Source organism: Pseudomonas peli, assembly GCF_900099645.1.
GTDB lineage: Bacteria > Pseudomonadota > Gammaproteobacteria > Pseudomonadales > Pseudomonadaceae > Aquipseudomonas > Aquipseudomonas peli.
Map to the genome: position 1 here is coordinate 140,186 of NZ_FMTL01000004.1, position 16,183 is coordinate 156,368.

Genomic DNA, 16,183 nt, shown 5'->3' on the forward strand with positions numbered 1-16,183 from the left:
CCCACACGCCGGGCCTCAAGCGGCTATGCTTGGGAAAACCGTCACAGAGCGGTGTTCTTCCACGCGCACAGGTACTCTCCAGCCGTGATTCCACTAGTGGTCTGCGACGACTCGAACATGGCGCGCAAGCAGTTGATCCGCGCCCTGCCGCCTGAATGGCCAGTGACCATCAGCCAGGCCACCAATGGCCAGGAAGCCTTGACCGCGCTGCGTCAGGGGCTGGGCCAGGTGATGCTGCTGGATCTCACCATGCCCGTGCTGGACGGTTATGAAACCCTCGCGGCCATGCGCGCTGAGGGCCTCGCCTGCAAGGTCGTGGTGGTGTCCGGCGACGTGCAGGATGAAGCCGTCCGCCGGGTCAAGGAACTCGGTGCACTGGCCTTTATCAAGAAGCCGGCTGACCCCGACACCCTGCGTAACACCCTCCTCGAACTGGGCCTGTTCGACCCCAAAGCCACTCCGACTGCGCTTGCTCAGGCCGCCGTGCTGGATGAGTTGAAGGTCAACTTCCGCGATGCTCTGCGTGAAGTGACCAACGTCGCCATGGGCCGCGCCGCCGCGTTACTGGCCAAGGTGTTGCACGTTTTTGTGCAATTGCCGGTGCCCCAGGTGAATATCTTCGAGGTCAGTGAGCTGCACATGACCCTCACCGACGCCATGCGTGGCGAGCGCCTGAGCGCGGTGTGCCAGGGCTTTATTGGTGATGGCATCGCCGGTGAAGCACTGCTGCTGTTCCATGACTCAGAAGTCGCCGACATGGCGAAGCTGCTGGGCTGGCAGCCGAAAGACGACACCCAGACCTCGGAAATGCTGCTGGACCTGGCCAGCATCCTCACCGGCGCCTGCTTGGCCGGGATCGCCGAACAGATCGACGTGCGCTTCTCCCAGGGCCATCCACAGCTGTTGGGCCAGCATTCCTCCATCGAGCGGCTGATTCACCTCAACCAGCGGCGCTGGCGCAAAACCCTGGCCATTGAGGTGAGCTACAGCCTGGAAGCCCACAACATTCACTTTGATCTATTGCTGCTGTTTACCGAAGACTCGATCAAGCGCCTGACCAACAAACTCAACTACCTGATGAGTTAAGCCATGCCAGCACAGATAGACATCAAAGAGGTTCACTGGCTGCTCGATATCGTGCAGTGCATTGACGTTGGCGTGATCGTGCTCGACCGCCAATACCGGGTTGAGGTGTGGAACAGCTTTATGGAAAACCACTCTGGCATGGGCCCGGACGAGGTGCACGGCAAAACCCTGTTCAGCCTGTTCAGTGAAATCGACGAAGCCTGGCTAAGGCGCAAGGTGGATACCGTCGTAGCGCTGGGCACCCGTGCTTTCAGCCTATGGGAACAGCATCCCTACCTGATGCACTTCAAGAACTACCAGCCGATTACCGGCCAGGAAGACTTTATGTACCAGAACGTCACCCTGCTGCCACTGGGCGGTTCGGGCAACGCGGTGGAACATATCTGCGTAGTGATCTACGACATGACCGCCGCGGCCACCCATAAGAAACAACTGGAAGCGGCGCAGGCCAATCGCTAAGCGATTTGCCCGCGAGCGGCGCATTCGGGCAAAAGACGCCCCCGGATTGCATCCGGGATGCGGCTGAGATTACTTAACAAACTTACCGGGCTTACCCGCTTTCCCGCCAAAGCTCGGCACCTTGCGTACAGCCTTGACCGCCGGCGCAGCCGGTTCATCGGTCTCCATCCAGCGTCCCAGGCTGCCGCCTTTACCGCCGCCGACCACTTTCGGCTTCTTGGCCTTCTTTGGTTTTTTCACCACCTGGCCGCCGGGCAGGGTCTGCGGCACGCGGTGGTCGGGGATAAAGTCTGGTTCGTCGATGCGCTGCAGCACTTGCTGGGTCAGGGTTTCGATGGCCGAGAGCAGCTGCACTTCATCAGCGCAGACCAGCGATACCGCCTGACCGGTGGTGCCGGCACGCCCGGTGCGGCCGATACGGTGCACATAGTCTTCGGCGACGATGGGCAGGTCGAAGTTGACCACCAGCGGCATGTCGTCGATATCCAGACCACGGGCTGCCACATCAGTAGCCACCAGCACCTTGATCTCGCCATCCTTGAAGCGCTGCAACGCGCGCTGACGGGTGGCCTGAGGTTTGTCGCCGTGAATCGAGTCGGCACTGATGCCGTGGCGCTGCAGCTCAGCTTCCAGCTCATCAACACCCTTGCGGGTTTTCACAAACACCAGTGCTTGGCTCCAGCGCTTGGTTTGATAGAGGTGCAGGAACAGCTCGCTCTTGCGCTTCTTGTCCACCGGGATCAGCCACTGCTTGACCGACTTGGCGGCGGCGTTACGCGGGCTGACCTCGATGCTCAGTGGATCATTCAGCATCTCGCCGGCCATGCTGCGGATCGCTTCAGAGAAGGTCGCGGAGAACAGCAGGGTCTGGCGCTTTTTAGGCAGCGCACGGAACACACTCTCGAGCTCGTTGGCAAACCCCAGATCGAGCATGCGGTCGGCTTCATCCAGCACTAGGGTTTGCACCTGATTGAACTTCACCGCGTTCTGCCGGAACAGGTCGAGCAAGCGGCCTGGGGTGGCCACCAGCACGTCCACGCCTTTGCGCAGCTTCATCATCTGCGGGTTGATGCTGACCCCGCCATACACCGCGTAGCTGCGCAGCGGCAGGTGCTGACCGTAGGTGAGAAAACTCTGCAGCACCTGCTCGGCCAGCTCACGGGTCGGCACCAGCACCAGCGCACGCACCGAATTACTCGCCACCTCTGGGCCTTCCATCATCAGCCGCTGCAGCACCGGCAGAGCAAAACCTGCGGTCTTGCCGGTGCCGGTCTGCGCGGCGGCCATCAGGTCGCGGCCTTGCAGAACCGGCACGATGGCCTGCGCCTGCACGGCCGTGGGGGTTTTGTAATCGAGGCTGTCGAGGGTGCGTAGCAGAGGCTCGATCAGGCCGAGGGAGGCAAACGTCATAGGGCTAACCGCTGAAATAAGTCGATGGCGCAGAGTTTATCCTGCTTGGGCGTGGACGGCCTGGCTGTCTTCACCGGGCCATCAACTACAAAGCCCGGAATGATCCGGGCTTTAAGGTACGAGCGTACGCGTGTTGAGTTAGGGCTTGTGCGGCCGCGCGAGAAACTCGTGGGATTGCATTTCCAGCAGACGACTCAGCGTGCGCTGGAACTCGAAGGTAAGACGACCACCAGTGTAGAGGTCTTTCAGCTCCACCTCGGCAGAGATGATCAGCTTGACGTTGCGGTCATAGAACTCGTCCACCAGGTTGATAAAGCGCCGGGCCATATCGTCCTTCGCGGTGCTCATCTGCTCGACATTGGCCAGCAGCACCGCATGGAAGATTTTACCCAGTTCGATGTAGTCGTTCTGGCTACGCGGGCCATCGCACAGCTCACGGAAGTCGAACCAGGCCACGTCATCACCAACCTTGCGCGCCACGATGGCGCGGCTCTCGATCATCAGCGGCTCGTTTTCCTGCACCTCGCAGTGCTCGGGCAACAGGCTGACAAAGCTCTTCTGCAGGCTTTCTTCGGCGGCAGCGTCCAGCGGCCAGTGGAACAGCTCGGCTTGCTCCAACGCACGCAGACGGTAGTCAATACCGCTGTCGACATTGACGATCTCGGTGTGCTGCTTGAGAAGGGCGATGGCCGGCAGGAAGCGCGCGCGCTGCAGGCCGTCCTTGTACAGGCCATCGGGCACAATATTGGAGGTAGCAACCAAGCTCACACCATTCTTGAACAGCTCTTCCAGCAGGGTGGCGAGGATCATCGCGTCGGTAATATCGCTGACGAAGAATTCGTCGAAGCAAATCACCCGCGCCTCATCGGCGAAACGCTTGCCGATAATGGTCAGCGGGTTCTTCTCGCCCTTGAGGGTGCGCATTTCTTCGTGCACGCGCTTCATAAAGCGGTGGAAGTGCGTGCGCACCTTGCGCTCGAACGGCAGCGCATCAAAAAAGGTGTCGACCAGGTAGGTTTTGCCACGACCCACGCCACCCCAGAAGTACAGGCCCTTGACCGGCCCCTGCGTTTTTTTGCCGAACAGCTTGCCGAAGACGCCGGCGCTGCCCTTATCGGCAGCGATCAGATCGTCATACAGGCGCTGCAAGTGACGCACCGCAGTTTCCTGGGCAGCGTCATGAAAGAAATCAGGGCGTTTAAGGTCAGCCTGGTAGCGTTCTAGGGGGGTCATAAATTCGTTAGCCGGGCAAGTAAAACGGGGGCGTCACTTTAGCGACGCCCCCGTTGATTGGCAATCGGCCAGCATGGCTGCTGGACGGAAATCCGATTAATGCACCGCCCTGCGCGTTACTCAGCGGGTGCTAGCGCCTCACGCAGGCGCTGAATCGCCGCCTGACAGGCACTGCTGTCGGCGAATGTAGGGCTTTGCGCCACGCACTCATCGTCCAACCAGACGCCAAAACCGCCATCCTGCTCGCGCACATCCAATGCTTCACCGGATTGCAGACGCTTATTAGCCATGCCTGCCGCTTTACCATCGGCAAACGATTTGGACAGCAGCAACTGCTCGCCAGCGGCATCCAGCAGGCGGAAGCGGAAGCTGCCGTCATCGTCGCGGAAGCTGACAAAGCGCGCGCTCTTGCCGGCTTTTTTCTTCTCGCCCGCCGTATTGACGGCTTGGCTGCGGAACGAGCGCAGGCCCACAGCCTCGCGCAGCTCACCGAGAAACGGTGTAGCAGTCTTGCGCGCCTTGGCGGCACCGGCCAGGAGGATGTCTTCCAGATCGGCCGGTTTGCTGATCAGCGCATGGTAACGCTCGCGCGCCTCGCCCAGCTCGGCCTCCAGCAAGTTACACAGCGCCTGCTTGGCTTCGCCCCAGGCCATGCCGCCTTCCAGCGCAGCACGGAAGTCCGCCTGCTGAGTGGGTGCGGCAAAGGCTTGATAAAGGGTGAACAGGTGCGAGCTGTCGGGATCTTTGGGTTCACCCGGCAGCTTGGAGTCAGTCACGACACGGGCAACCGCATCCTTGAGTTGCTTGGCACTGCCGAACAACGGGATGGTGTTGTCGTAGCTCTTGCTCATCTTGCGCCCATCGAGGCCTGGCAAGGTCGCTACGTCTTCCTCGATCACCGCTTCGGGCAGGGTGAACAGCTCTTTACCTTGGCCGAACAGGTGGTTGAAGCGCTGACCGATATCGCGGGCCATTTCCACGTGCTGGATCTGATCGCGGCCAACCGGCACCTTGTGCGCGTTGAACATCAGGATGTCCGCTGCCATCAGCACCGGGTAGCTAAACAGGCCCATGGTGATGCCCGCATCCGGGTCTTCGCCCTGCTCAACGTTCTTGTCCACCGAAGCCTTGTAGGCGTGCGCGCGATTAAGCAGGCCCTTGCCGGCAACGCAGGTGAGCAACCAGCACAGCTCGGGAATCTCGGGGATATCCGACTGGCGGTAGAAAGTTGCCTTGTCGGTATCCAGCCCCAGCGCCAGCCAGGTGGCGGCGATTTCCAGACGGGAACGCTGGATCCGCGCCGGCTCATCGCACTTGATCAGCGCGTGGTAGTCGGCCAGGAAGTAGAACGAATCTGCATCAGCGGCGCGGCTGGCGACGATGGCCGGGCGAATCGCGCCCGCGTAGTTGCCGAGGTGCGGCGTGCCGGTGGTGGTGATGCCGGTAAGGATACGAGTGGTCATGTTCAGGTTCGCTTTACTTGAGCCATCTTATGATCTCGCGAGCTAGAGCCTGGCTAGGCCCTACGTTAGTAACAGCCTACGGCTGGTCAAAACGGCGAGAAAACGGAGTTTACTGGTGTAAATGAGCATTCCGAGACGCCGCGTCCCGGCCTGTTTTTAACAACGCCAGGCCGACGCGCAGCAGATCAGAGACGCGGCAGCAGCAGATCTTTGAGATCAGTAAGCTTGCCGTGAAAAAAGTGGCCGCATTCTGCCACTTTCAGCAGCTCATGGGCACGCCCGAGTGCCGCCGACCACTGGTACACCACCTGCGGGTCGATCACTTCGTCGTCTTCAGGCTGGATCAGGATCAGCGGACAGTTGCTGGCTGGGGGCGTTTCTTCGCTCAGGCGCTGCACCGCCGGCGCCACCATAAACAGCTTGTCGAGCGTCACACCCTGGGCTTCCAGGCGTGCGCCGAGCGCAGCGGCGACAAAGCCACCAAAGGAAAAACCCAGCAGGGTCACGGGTAATTCGGGATGCTGCGCACGCAGCCAGTTGGCCACGGCCTCGGCATCATCCACCTCACCGCTGGCCATATCGTGGCTGCCCGCACTGGCGCCGACGCCACGGTAATTGAAACGCAACGTTGCCAAGCCACAGTCACGGGCCGTGCGCTGCAGGGTGGAAACCACCTTGTTGAGCATGGTGCCGCCCTGCACCGGATTGGGGTGGCAGATCAGCGCCACGCCACGGGCCTCGGGGGTGTCCAGCCACAGGGCTTCGAGTTGGCCGCTGGGGCCGGCAATCATCAGAGGGGTTTCGCGGGTGAGCAACAGGGAACTCCGTGACCTCGCAGTGGGTCGACTCGTCTAGCTGACAGCCTGCGCCATACACACCACCGCAAACGTTTCGGCATTGCATTGCGGTATACAGCACAGGTTCGAGCCGTTAACGTAAAGCAAAGCCGTTTAGAGAGGAAGGACTCGTGGAACAGACGCTCACCGCCTGGTTGCTACCCGCCATTACCCTGGTAGCTGGTATTGCCATTGGCTTCCTGATTGCCCGCCTGGCACCCAATGCCGCCCCTAGCCGCACCCAGCGTCAGCTGGATGAAATTCAAGAACGCTTCGACACCTACCAAAGCGAGGTGGTGACTCATTTCAACACCACCGCCAACCTGGTGAAAAAGCTCAGCCAAACTCAACTGGACGTGCAACAGCACCTGTCGGACGGGGCCAATCGCCTGGCACTCGACGAGCTGACTCGCCAGCGCCTGCTCGCCACCCTGCACGCCGATGAAAGCAGTGAAAAGCGCGAGCGTATCAAGGCACCGGTCCATCACGAAATGCCCAAAGACTACGCGCCTAAAAGCGCCGATGTACCGGGCATGCTCGATGAAAGCTACGGCTTGAAGAACAAGTAAACGCCGCTGACTCGGTCGTTTCGGCGACCGAACAGGCAATAAAAAGCCCCGCACTAGACGGGGCTTTTTAATGTGCAGCAGATTTAGATGGCGCCGCGCTCACGCAGCAGAGCCAACACCTGCTTGACGCCCTCTTCCACCGACAGCGACTGCGTATCGATCACCAGATCGGCATTCAGCGGCACGTCATAGGGGAAGGATTCACCCGGGATATTGTCACCACCCGCCGCGTACAAGCCCTGTGGATCACGCTCGGCGCAGACCTGCGGAGACGCCTGCACATAGACAGTGATCAGGCGCTCAGCACCAATCAATGCTTTGGCCTGTTCGCGGCCCTCGGCATCCGGCGCCACGAAGGCGGCCAGGGTCAGCAAGCCGGCCTCGTTGAACTGACGCGCAACGTGCGCGGCACGACGCCAGTTCTCGGTGCGCCCGGCACGATCCTGCGGCAGACCTTTGTTCAGGTCATGGCGCAGATTCTGGCCATCCAGCACATAAACCGCGCGACCCATGTCGAACAGCTTGCGCTCTACGGCGTAGGCCAAGGTGCTCTTGCCCGCGCCGGACAGGCCGCTGAACAGCACGGTAGCCGGCTGCTGGCCGAAGCGCGTGGCACGCTCTTCGGTGGACACGTGCGCCAGCTTGCCATGATGGCCACCCGCGCCAGCCTCAACCGGCTCAGCGATGATCATGCCAGCACCCACGGTGCCGTTGGTCAGACGGTCGATGACGATAAACGAGCCAGTGGTGCGGTTGTGCGCGTAGCCATCCAGCGCAATCGGCGCATCCAGGGCGATACGCACCTGGCCGATTTCATTGAGTTGCAGGCTGCTCGCCGCGCCGTGCTCCAGGGTGTTCACATCGACCCGGTGGGTGATGCTGGCAATCGAGCCCGGCACATAGCTGGTGGCACGCTTGATGTCGTATTTCTTGCCCGGCAGCATCGGCTCTTCAGCCATCCACACCAACATGGCGTCGAAGCTGTCGACCACCTGCGGACGGTTGTCGGCATGCACCAGCATGTCGCCACGGGAGACGTCGATTTCGTCTTCCAGGGTGATGGTGATCGCCTGACCTGGACCGGCCTGCTCCAGCTCACCTTCGAAGGTGACGATGGATTTGACCTTGCTGCCCTTGCCCGACGGCAGCGCGATGATTTCGTCGCCCTTGCGCACGATGCCGCTGGCCAGGGTGCCGGCGAAACCACGGAAGTTGAGGTTCGGACGGTTGACGTACTGCACCGGGAAGCGCAGGTCGTCGAAATTGCGATCGCCCGCCACTTCCACGGTTTCCAGAATTTCCATCAGCGACTGGCCGGTGTACCAAGGCGACTGCTCGCTCTTGTTCACCACGTTGTCGCCCTTCAGCGCCGACATCGGCACGAAGTGCAGCGAGCTTGGCTTGAGTGCAATACCTTCGGCGAACTTCAGGTAATCGGTCTTGATCTGCTCGAATACGCCTTGATCGAAGCCCTTGAGGTCCATCTTGTTGATGGCCACAACGATGTGCTTGATGCCCAGCAGGCTGGCGATAAAGCTATGACGCTTGGTCTGGGTCTGCACACCGTAGCGCGCGTCGATCAGGATGATCGCCAGGTCGCAGGTGGAGGCACCAGTGGCCATGTTGCGGGTGTACTGCTCATGGCCGGGGGTGTCGGCGATGATGAATTTGCGCTTGGCGGTGCTGAAATAGCGGTAGGCCACGTCGATAGTGATGCCCTGCTCGCGCTCGGCCTGCAGGCCGTCGACCAGCAATGCCAGATCGACTTCCTCGCCAGTGGTCCCGGACTTCTTCGAGTCACGGGTAATGGCTTCCAGATGGTCTTCATAGATCATCTTGGAGTCGTGCAGCAGGCGGCCAATCAGGGTGCTTTTGCCGTCGTCGACGTTGCCGCAGGTAAGGAAGCGCAGCAGTTCTTTACGCTCGTGCTGGGCCAGGTAAGCGAGGATGTCTTCGCTGATCAGATCGGATTGGTGCGACATATTAGAAATACCCCTGACGTTTTTTCTCTTCCATGGAACCGGCAGCATCGTGGTCGATGACGCGGCCCTGGCGCTCGGAAGTACGGGTCAGGAGCATTTCCTGAATAATGTCAGTGAGGCTGGTGGCCGTGGATTCCACCGCGCCGGTCAGCGGGTAGCAGCCGAGGGTACGGAAGCGCACCATCTTCTTGGTGATACGCGCTTTCTCTTCATCCGAGAGGTGCTCAAGGATGCGATCGTCGTCGATCATGATCAGCGTGCCATTCTTCTCGATCACTTCACGCTCGGCGGCGAAGTAGAGCGGCACGATCGGAATCTGCTCAAGGTAGATGTACTGCCAGATGTCCAGCTCGGTCCAGTTGGACAGCGGGAACACACGGATCGACTCGCCCTTCTTGACGTTGCCGTTGTACACATTCCACAGCTCGGGACGCTGGTTCTTCGGGTCCCAGCGGTGCTTGCTGTCGCGGAAGGAATACACACGCTCTTTAGCGCGGGATTTTTCTTCGTCGCGGCGCGCGCCACCGAAGGCGGCGTCAAAGCCGTACTTGTCCAGCGCCTGCTTGAGGCCCTCGGTCTTCATCACGTCGGTGTGCTTGGCACTGCCGTAGGTGAAGGGGTTCATGTCCTGCGCCACGCCATCGGGGTTGATGTGGGTGATCAGGTCCAGGCCGTACTCGTTGACCATCTTCTCGCGGAAGCTGTACATCTCCTGAAACTTCCAGCGCGTGTCGACGTGCATCACCGGGAACGGCAGCTTCCCAGGAAAGAACGCCTTGCGTGCCAGGTGCAGCATCACGGCGGAGTCTTTACCGATGGAATAGAGCATTACCGGGTTGTCGAATTCGGCGGCCACTTCACGAATGATGTGGATACTTTCCGCCTCCAGCTGTTTCAGGTGGGTCAGTTTATCGAGCATGGCTACTCACGAAATGCGATGTGTTTGGGCCGGCGGGCCGTGGACGAGGGCGCACTCTAGCACAGCACCCACTTCTAATCAGGAGCCCAGTTAGATCGAAACGATCTAGCTTTATACCTGCCGGGAAGGCGGTAATTGCGCCTCAGATTGGGTTTGGGCAATCAATAAACAGATGCTCAATAGCAAAGCGCCGCGCCAGATAATCACCCAACGCCTGCACACCGTAACGCTCGGTAGCGTGATGGCCGGCGGCAATAAAGCTGATGCCATTCTCGCGAGCGCTGTGGAAGGTCTGCTCGGACGCTTCACCGGTCAGGTACAGATCAACCCCAGCGGCAATCGCCTGATCGACATACCCCTGACCGCCGCCGGTGCACCAACCGACTCGACGAATCATCTCGTCGCCTTCGACCAGCAGTGGTTTGCGGCCAAGCACCTGATGCACATGGCGGGCGAAATCGCGCGGGCTCATGGCCTCGGCCAGCGAGCCGATTAGACCGACGGTGCGCGGATTCTCTGGCTCCAGCGGGCCTTCCACGGTAATACCCAGCTGAGCGGCCAGCTGCACGTTGTTGCCAACATCGGGGTGCACATCCAGTGGCAGGTGATAGGCCAGCAGGCTGATGTCGTTGGCCAGCAGGGTCTGCAGACGACGGCGCTTCATCCCGGTGATGCAGGGATTCTCGCCCTTCCAGAAGTAACCGTGATGCACCAGTAGCACATCGGCGTCGGCTTCAACCGCAGCCTCGATCAGCGCCTGACTGGCGGTCACGCCGCTGACGATACGCCGCACCTGTGGCCGGCCCTCGACCTGCAGGCCATTGGGACAGTAATCACTGATGCGCGCGGCATTCAGGTAGCGGTCGGCTTCTTCCACCAGGGTAGCCAGGGCAATGGCCATAGGGTTTCCTTATCAACAGGTGTGCAGGCGCTGCTTTATTCGCAGCCACCTCTCTATAATGGCGCACCTTAAGGGGCGCATCCGCCCCCGGCAACCCTCAGGATTGGATCGATGTTCAAGGCCCTGCGTTTCCTCGGCTGGCCCCTGTTGGTCGGTGTGCTGTCAGCACTGCTGATCATGCAGTATTTCCCCCAGTGGGTCGGCTTGCCGGGGCAGGACGTGCACGTGCGCCAGGCACCGTTCTACAGCCGCATGCAGGAAGGTCCGGTTTCCTATGCCGACGCGGTGAATCTGGCCTCGCCGGCCGTCGCCAACCTGTACACCACCAAGTTCGTCAACAAACCTGCGCATCCATTGTTCGAGGACCCGCAGTTTCGCAAGTTCTTCGGCGATAACCTGCCCAAGCAACGGCGTATGGAGTCGAGCCTCGGCTCGGCAGTGATCATGAGCCCGGAAGGCTACTTGCTGACCAACAACCATGTGGTCGCGGGTGCTGATCAGATCGTGGTGGCTCTGAAAGATGGCCGCGAGACCCTGGCTCGCATCATTGGCAGCGACCCGGAAACTGACCTCGCGGTGCTGAAAATCGACCTGCAGGACCTGCCGTTTATCACCCTCGGTCGCTCAGACAATATCCGCATTGGCGACGTCAGCCTGGCCATCGGCAACCCGTTCGGCGTTGGCCAAACCGTGACCATGGGCATCATCAGCGCCACCGGGCGCAACCAGCTGGGCCTCAACACCTACGAAGACTTCATCCAGACCGACGCGGCGATCAACCCCGGCAACTCCGGCGGCGCCCTGGTGGATGCCTACGGCAACCTGGTGGGTATCAACACCGCGATTTTCTCCAAGTCCGGCGGCTCACAAGGCATCGGCTTTGCCATCCCGGTCAAACTGGCGATGGATGTAATGCAGGCGATTATCGAGCACGGCCAGGTGATTCGCGGCTGGCTGGGCATCGAAGTACAACCGTTGACCCCAGAGCTGGCGGAATCCTTCGGTATGGACGGCCGCCCCGGGATCGTCGTGGCCGGCATTTACCGCGACGGCCCCGCGCAGAAAGCCGGCCTACAGCCAGGCGACCTGATCCTCAGCATCGATGGCGAAGCCGCCGGCGATGGCCGCCGCTCGATGAACCAGGTGGCGCGCGCCAAGCCGGGTGAGAAGATCAGCATCGACATCCTGCGCAACGGCAAGCCCCTGAAACTGACCGCTGAGATCGGTGTAAGACCACCCGTCAACGGCAGCTAACCCTCCTCCTTTTTCACTTTGCGCAACGCAAGCGATAACTCTTCTCAATTTTAATGTTATGTTATTACATTAAATACAGCAGAAGGATGTCTCCCCTTGCGCGCCGCCCACGCCTTACTCGCCAGCCTGCTGCTTCCCAGCACCTTTGCTGCAGCAGCAGAAAACCCCGTTGAGCTCTCTGCCACCACCGTCACCGCCCGCCAGGAACGAGCAGATGGCCCGGTTCAGGGTTACCGCGCCACCCGCTCGGCCAGCGCGACGCGTACCGATACGCCGATTGCCCAGATTGCCCAGAGCATCAATGTGGTACCCGCACAGGTGCTCGATGACCTGGGTACCTCGCGCATCGACCGCGCCCTGGACTTTGCCGGCGGCGTGTCCAGGCAGAACAACTTCGGCGGCCTGACCTTCCTCAATTACAGCGTGCGCGGCTTCACCACCGGCGAGCTGTACAAAAACGGCTTCGCCATCAACCGTGGCAGCTACAGTTCGCCGGACGCCTCCGGCATTGAGCGCATCGAAGTACTCAAAGGCCCGGCTGCCAGCTTGTATGGCCGTGGCGACCCGGGCGGCATGATCAATATCGTCAGCAAGAAGCCGCAGGCCGAGGCTTTCAGCCAGCTCAAGGCCAGCGCCGGCAGCTGGGACCGCTACCGCAGCAGTCTGGACGTCAACACCCCGCTGAATGACGACGCCACTCTGCTGTCGCGGGTCAACCTGGCGGTCGAGGACAACCAGAGCTTTCGCGACCATGTCGGCAGTGAGCGGCAGATCGTCAGTCCGTCGCTAAGCTGGCAGCTGAACCCCGATACCCTGTTACTGATCGAGAGCGAATTCACCCGCACCGAATCGGTATTCGACCGTGGCATACCGGCAGTGAACAACCGCATGGGCGCGGTGAAAGACTCCACGTTTATGGGCGAACCGAACGACGGCAGCATCCGCAACGACAACCAGATGCTGCAGGTCAGCCTGGAACGCTACCTCAATGACAGCTGGAAGCTACGCCTGGCCAACCACTACGCCCAAGGTCGCCTCCAAGGCAATAGCTCCGAGCCGTCACGCCTGGTCGGCGACACCCTGACGCGTTTCTATCGCCAGCGCAGCTTCGAATGGAACGACAGCATCACCCAAGCCGAACTGCATGGCAGCTTCAACCTCGACAGCTGGCAGCACCAGACTCTCGCCGGGCTGGAGTACGAGAACTACCGCAACAGCCAGAAGTACCCGCAAAGCGCGACCACCCTGGGCTACGGCCAGAACATCTACCAACCGCAGTACGGCCAGGCCAAGCCGGCCATCGTCAATCCCAACGACTTCTTCGAGCATACCGAGAGCTTTGCCCTCAATTTGCAGGATCAGATCAGCTTCAGCGAACGCCTGAGTGGCCTGATCGGCGCGCGCTTCGAGCGCTTCGAACAGACCGCGCTGAACCGCAGCACCCGGGTCAGCAACGAACAGAACAAGGATGTCACCACCGCGCGCACAGGGCTGCTCTATCAACTGACGCCGCAGATCGGGGTGTTCGCCAACGCCTCCACCTCGTTCAAGCCCAACAGCATCAGCAGCCAGGGCACGGTGTTCAAACCGGAGAAGGGCCTGGGCTATGAAACCGGGCTGAAGCTCGACCTGCTCGACAGCCGCCTGGGCGCGACCATCGCGCTGTTTCATATCGACAAGGAAAACGTGCTGACCGCCGACCCGGCCAATCCCGGCGACAGCATCGCGGCCGGCAAAGCGCGCAGCCAGGGCCTGGATATGCAGTTCAGCGGCCAGCTCAGCGATGCCGTACGCATCATTGGTGCATACGCCTTTATCGATGCCGAAGTCACCGAAGACAACAGCCTGCCAGTCGGAAGCAAGCTGCTCGGCGTCGCCCGCCACAGCGGCAGTCTGCTAACCGTCTACCAGTTTCAGGAAGGCCGCCTACGCGGCTCGGACATCGGCGCCGCGTTCAACTATGTAGGGGATCGCTCTGGGCAAGCCGGCAGCGACTTCGAGTTACCGGCCTACAGCACCGTCGACCTGCTGGCGCGCTATCAGGCCAGTGACGACCTGAGCATCGGCCTGAACCTCAACAACCTGTTCGACCGCGAGTACTACGAGCGCGCCTACAACAACGTCTGGGTCATGCCCGGCGACCCACGCAACCTCAGCCTCAGCCTGACCCTTAATCTCTGACCCACCACTCAAGGAACCCCAGTATGCGTACCGTCAAACCCGCCATGCTCACCGCGCTATTTGCCGCCATGCTCGCCGGGCAGGTCCAGGCACACGGCCTGTGGACCGAACAGCGCCGCGGCCATATCGAAACCATCTACGGCCACGGTGCCGAGGACAACGCTTTCAAGGCCGAGAAAATCAGCGGCGCCTGGGCCTATGACGCCGCCGGTAAGATGATTCCGGCGACCGTCCAGCGCCTGGAGGATCACGCCCGTCTGCTACCGCTGAAAAACCCGGCGGTGCTCGGCGTAGCCCTGGATAACGGCGCCTGGTCGCTAACCCCGGACAAACAGTGGATCAACCAGGGCCGCAGCAAAGTGCCGAACTCGACCGAGTCACTGCACACGTTCAAGTACAGCCTGGCGATTTACCAGGAAGGCGCCAAGTTGCCGAAGCTGGATCAATTGAAGATGGTTATCCTGCCGGAAGTCGATCCACTCAAGGTCGGCCCCGGCAAGCCGCTGGCCGTGCGGGTGCTGGTAGATGGCAAACCGGCTGCCGGGGTTGAGCTGGTCGGAGACTACCGTGGCGCGCCGCACCAGGTCAGTGCCACCACCGATGCCGACGGCCGCGCCCAGGTGCTGGTACGTAACGAAGGGCTGAATATCATCAGCGCGTCCATCGACCTGCCAGTCAAAGGTGACAAGGACATCGAGACGCGCGGCCTGTTTACCTCGCTGACCTTCCTCGGCGCAGCGCACCACGAGTAAGCCTCAGCCCAAGCCGCAGAAAAGAAAAAGCCGGAGCACTGCTCCGGCTTTTTTACGGCTGCCAGTTACAGACCTTGCAGAGCATCCAGCAGCGCCTGGTTCTGCTCCGGCGTGCCAATGGTGATACGCAGGAACTGGGCAATGCGCTGCTGCTTGAAGTGACGCACGATCACGCCCTGCTCACGCAAACCAGCCGCCAGAGTCGCCGCGTCCTTGTCCGGATGGCGGGCAAACACGAAGTTCGCCTGTGATGGCAGCACCTCAAAGCCCAAGGTTTGCAGCCCGCTAACCACAGCGTCACGACTGTCGATCACCCGCTGGCAGGTCTGCTCGAAGTAAGCCTTATCCTCAAATGCCGCCGCCGCGCCGGCAATCGCCATACGGTCCAACGGGTAGGAGTTAAAGCTGTTCTTGATCCGCTCCAGCGCTTCGATCAGGTCCGGGTGCCCCACCGCAATGCCGACCCGCAATCCGGCCAACGAGCGCGACTTAGACAAGGTTTGGCTGACCAGCAGGTTCGGGTACTTGTCCACCAGACTGATCGCCGTCTCACCGCCGAAGTCGATATAGGCTTCATCCACCAGCACCACGGTATCCGGGTTGGCCTTGAGCAAACGCTCGATCGCCTCCAGCGCCAGCCCACAGCCAGTCGGCGCATTGGGGTTGGGGAAGATAATGCCGCCGTTGGGCCGCACGTAATCCTCAACGCGAATCTGGAACTGCTCATCCAGCGGCACCTGCACAAAATCGATGCCATACAGGCCGCAGTACACCGGGTAGAAGCTGTAGCTGATATCCGGGAACAGCAGCGGCTGGCCGTGCTGGAATAGACCGTGGAAGGCGTGCGCCAGCACCTCGTCGGAACCGTTGCCGACAAATACCTGAGCGGTCTGCACGCCGTAATAGTCAGCCACCGCCTGTTTCAGGCGGTCGCTGTTCGGATCCGGGTACAGGCGCAGGTTGTCATTGACCTCGGCCTGCATGGCGGCGATGGCCTTGGGCGAAGGACCATAGGGGTTTTCGTTGGTGTTGAGCTTGACCAGCTTGGCCAGCTTCGGCTGCTCACCTGGCACATAAGGCACTAGGTCTTTGACGAAGGGGCTCCAGAATTTGCTCATCTGCCCTTCTCTCCTCGAAT

Annotated in this window: 14 protein-coding genes; 6 read left to right on the top strand and 8 right to left on the bottom strand. The window is 60.8% G+C overall.

Annotated elements, in window-relative coordinates; genetic code table 11:
* Positions 1-84 precede the first annotated feature (84 nt).
* Complete coding sequence (locus BLO50_RS17805; RefSeq protein ID WP_090255453.1) at positions 85-1,086, top strand: response regulator; 1,002 nt, start codon at positions 85-87, stop codon at positions 1,084-1,086.
* 3 nt (positions 1,087-1,089) lie between these two features.
* Positions 1,090-1,545 carry a PAS domain-containing protein gene (locus BLO50_RS17810; RefSeq protein WP_090255456.1) on the top strand — a complete coding sequence of 152 codons (456 nt, stop codon included), beginning with the start codon at positions 1,090-1,092 and terminating at the stop codon, positions 1,543-1,545.
* 69 nt (positions 1,546-1,614) lie between these two features.
* Here the strand turns inward: BLO50_RS17810 and rhlE1 are convergent, their stop codons facing one another.
* The 4 genes from rhlE1 to BLO50_RS17830 all read right to left on the bottom strand — a co-directional run bounded on the left by rhlE1 (position 1,615) and on the right by BLO50_RS17830 (position 6,466).
* Entirely contained in the window at positions 1,615-2,955 is a 1,341-nt protein-coding gene (rhlE1, locus tag BLO50_RS17815) for an RNA helicase RhlE1 (protein ID WP_090255458.1), read from the bottom strand.
* 138 nt (positions 2,956-3,093) lie between these two features.
* Positions 3,094-4,188, bottom strand: coding sequence for a cell division protein ZapE (zapE, locus tag BLO50_RS17820; protein ID WP_090255460.1), 1,095 nt, complete (start codon positions 4,186-4,188; stop codon positions 3,094-3,096).
* A 116-nt stretch (positions 4,189-4,304) separates the two neighbouring features.
* Positions 4,305-5,651, bottom strand: coding sequence for a tryptophan--tRNA ligase (locus BLO50_RS17825; RefSeq protein ID WP_090255463.1), 1,347 nt, complete (start codon positions 5,649-5,651; stop codon positions 4,305-4,307).
* Positions 5,652-5,836: 185 nt separating this feature from the next.
* Positions 5,837-6,466 (bottom strand): alpha/beta hydrolase, encoded by a 630-nt coding sequence (locus tag BLO50_RS17830; protein ID WP_090255465.1) that lies wholly within the window; start codon positions 6,464-6,466, stop codon positions 5,837-5,839.
* 152 nt (positions 6,467-6,618) lie between these two features.
* Between BLO50_RS17830 and BLO50_RS17835 the strand changes: the two genes are divergently transcribed.
* The gene (locus BLO50_RS17835) at positions 6,619-7,056 is read left to right on the top strand and encodes a Z-ring associated ZapG family protein (RefSeq protein WP_090255468.1); all 438 of its coding nucleotides are present in this window, start codon (positions 6,619-6,621) and stop codon (positions 7,054-7,056) included.
* A gap of 83 nt (positions 7,057-7,139) precedes the next feature.
* Here the strand turns inward: BLO50_RS17835 and cysN are convergent, their stop codons facing one another.
* The 3 genes from cysN to BLO50_RS17850 all read right to left on the bottom strand — a co-directional run bounded on the left by cysN (position 7,140) and on the right by BLO50_RS17850 (position 10,858).
* A complete protein-coding gene (gene cysN, locus BLO50_RS17840; protein ID WP_090255470.1) occupies positions 7,140-9,038 on the bottom strand; it encodes a sulfate adenylyltransferase subunit CysN in 1,899 nt (632 codons plus the stop codon).
* 1 nt (position 9,039) lies between these two features.
* Positions 9,040-9,957: a sulfate adenylyltransferase subunit CysD gene (gene cysD / locus BLO50_RS17845; protein WP_069517898.1), complete on the bottom strand. Its 918-nt coding sequence runs from the start codon at positions 9,955-9,957 to the stop codon at positions 9,040-9,042.
* A 142-nt stretch (positions 9,958-10,099) separates the two neighbouring features.
* Positions 10,100-10,858, bottom strand: a complete 759-nt coding sequence (locus BLO50_RS17850; protein ID WP_090255472.1) for a Nif3-like dinuclear metal center hexameric protein — start codon at positions 10,856-10,858, stop codon at positions 10,100-10,102.
* A gap of 111 nt (positions 10,859-10,969) precedes the next feature.
* On the opposite strand from BLO50_RS17850, the gene algW reads away from it, so the two are divergent.
* From algW to BLO50_RS17865, 3 genes are all read left to right on the top strand, one after another.
* Entirely contained in the window at positions 10,970-12,112 is a 1,143-nt protein-coding gene (gene algW / locus BLO50_RS17855) for a Do family serine endopeptidase AlgW (RefSeq protein ID WP_090255473.1), read from the top strand.
* A 96-nt stretch (positions 12,113-12,208) separates the two neighbouring features.
* A complete protein-coding gene (locus BLO50_RS17860; protein ID WP_090255475.1) occupies positions 12,209-14,293 on the top strand; it encodes a TonB-dependent siderophore receptor in 2,085 nt (694 codons plus the stop codon).
* A 23-nt stretch (positions 14,294-14,316) separates the two neighbouring features.
* Positions 14,317-15,045, top strand: coding sequence for a DUF4198 domain-containing protein (locus BLO50_RS17865; RefSeq protein ID WP_090255477.1), 729 nt, complete (start codon positions 14,317-14,319; stop codon positions 15,043-15,045).
* Between the two features lie 65 nt (positions 15,046-15,110).
* Here the strand turns inward: BLO50_RS17865 and hisC are convergent, their stop codons facing one another.
* The gene (gene hisC / locus BLO50_RS17870; RefSeq protein WP_090255480.1) at positions 15,111-16,163 is read right to left on the bottom strand and encodes a histidinol-phosphate transaminase; all 1,053 of its coding nucleotides are present in this window, start codon (positions 16,161-16,163) and stop codon (positions 15,111-15,113) included.
* Positions 16,164-16,183: the final 20 nt, after the last annotated feature.

Excerpts from the sequence above, each read along its gene's own strand:
- BLO50_RS17810 (WP_090255456.1), top strand. The coding sequence starts at position 1,090 with ATGCCAGCACAGATAGACATCAAAGAGGTTCACTGGCTGCTCGATATC.
- rhlE1 (WP_090255458.1), bottom strand. The coding sequence starts at position 2,955 with ATGACGTTTGCCTCCCTCGGCCTGATCGAGCCTCTGCTACGCACCCTC.
- zapE (WP_090255460.1), bottom strand. The coding sequence starts at position 4,188 with ATGACCCCCCTAGAACGCTACCAGGCTGACCTTAAACGCCCTGATTTC.
- BLO50_RS17825 (WP_090255463.1), bottom strand. The coding sequence starts at position 5,651 with ATGACCACTCGTATCCTTACCGGCATCACCACCACCGGCACGCCGCAC.
- cysN (WP_090255470.1), bottom strand. The coding sequence starts at position 9,038 with ATGTCGCACCAATCCGATCTGATCAGCGAAGACATCCTCGCTTACCTG.
- cysD (WP_069517898.1), bottom strand. The coding sequence starts at position 9,957 with ATGCTCGATAAACTGACCCACCTGAAACAGCTGGAGGCGGAAAGTATC.
- BLO50_RS17850 (WP_090255472.1), bottom strand. The coding sequence starts at position 10,858 with ATGGCCATTGCCCTGGCTACCCTGGTGGAAGAAGCCGACCGCTACCTG.
- algW (WP_090255473.1), top strand. The coding sequence starts at position 10,970 with ATGTTCAAGGCCCTGCGTTTCCTCGGCTGGCCCCTGTTGGTCGGTGTG.
- BLO50_RS17865 (WP_090255477.1), top strand. The coding sequence starts at position 14,317 with ATGCGTACCGTCAAACCCGCCATGCTCACCGCGCTATTTGCCGCCATG.
- hisC (WP_090255480.1), bottom strand. The coding sequence starts at position 16,163 with ATGAGCAAATTCTGGAGCCCCTTCGTCAAAGACCTAGTGCCTTATGTG.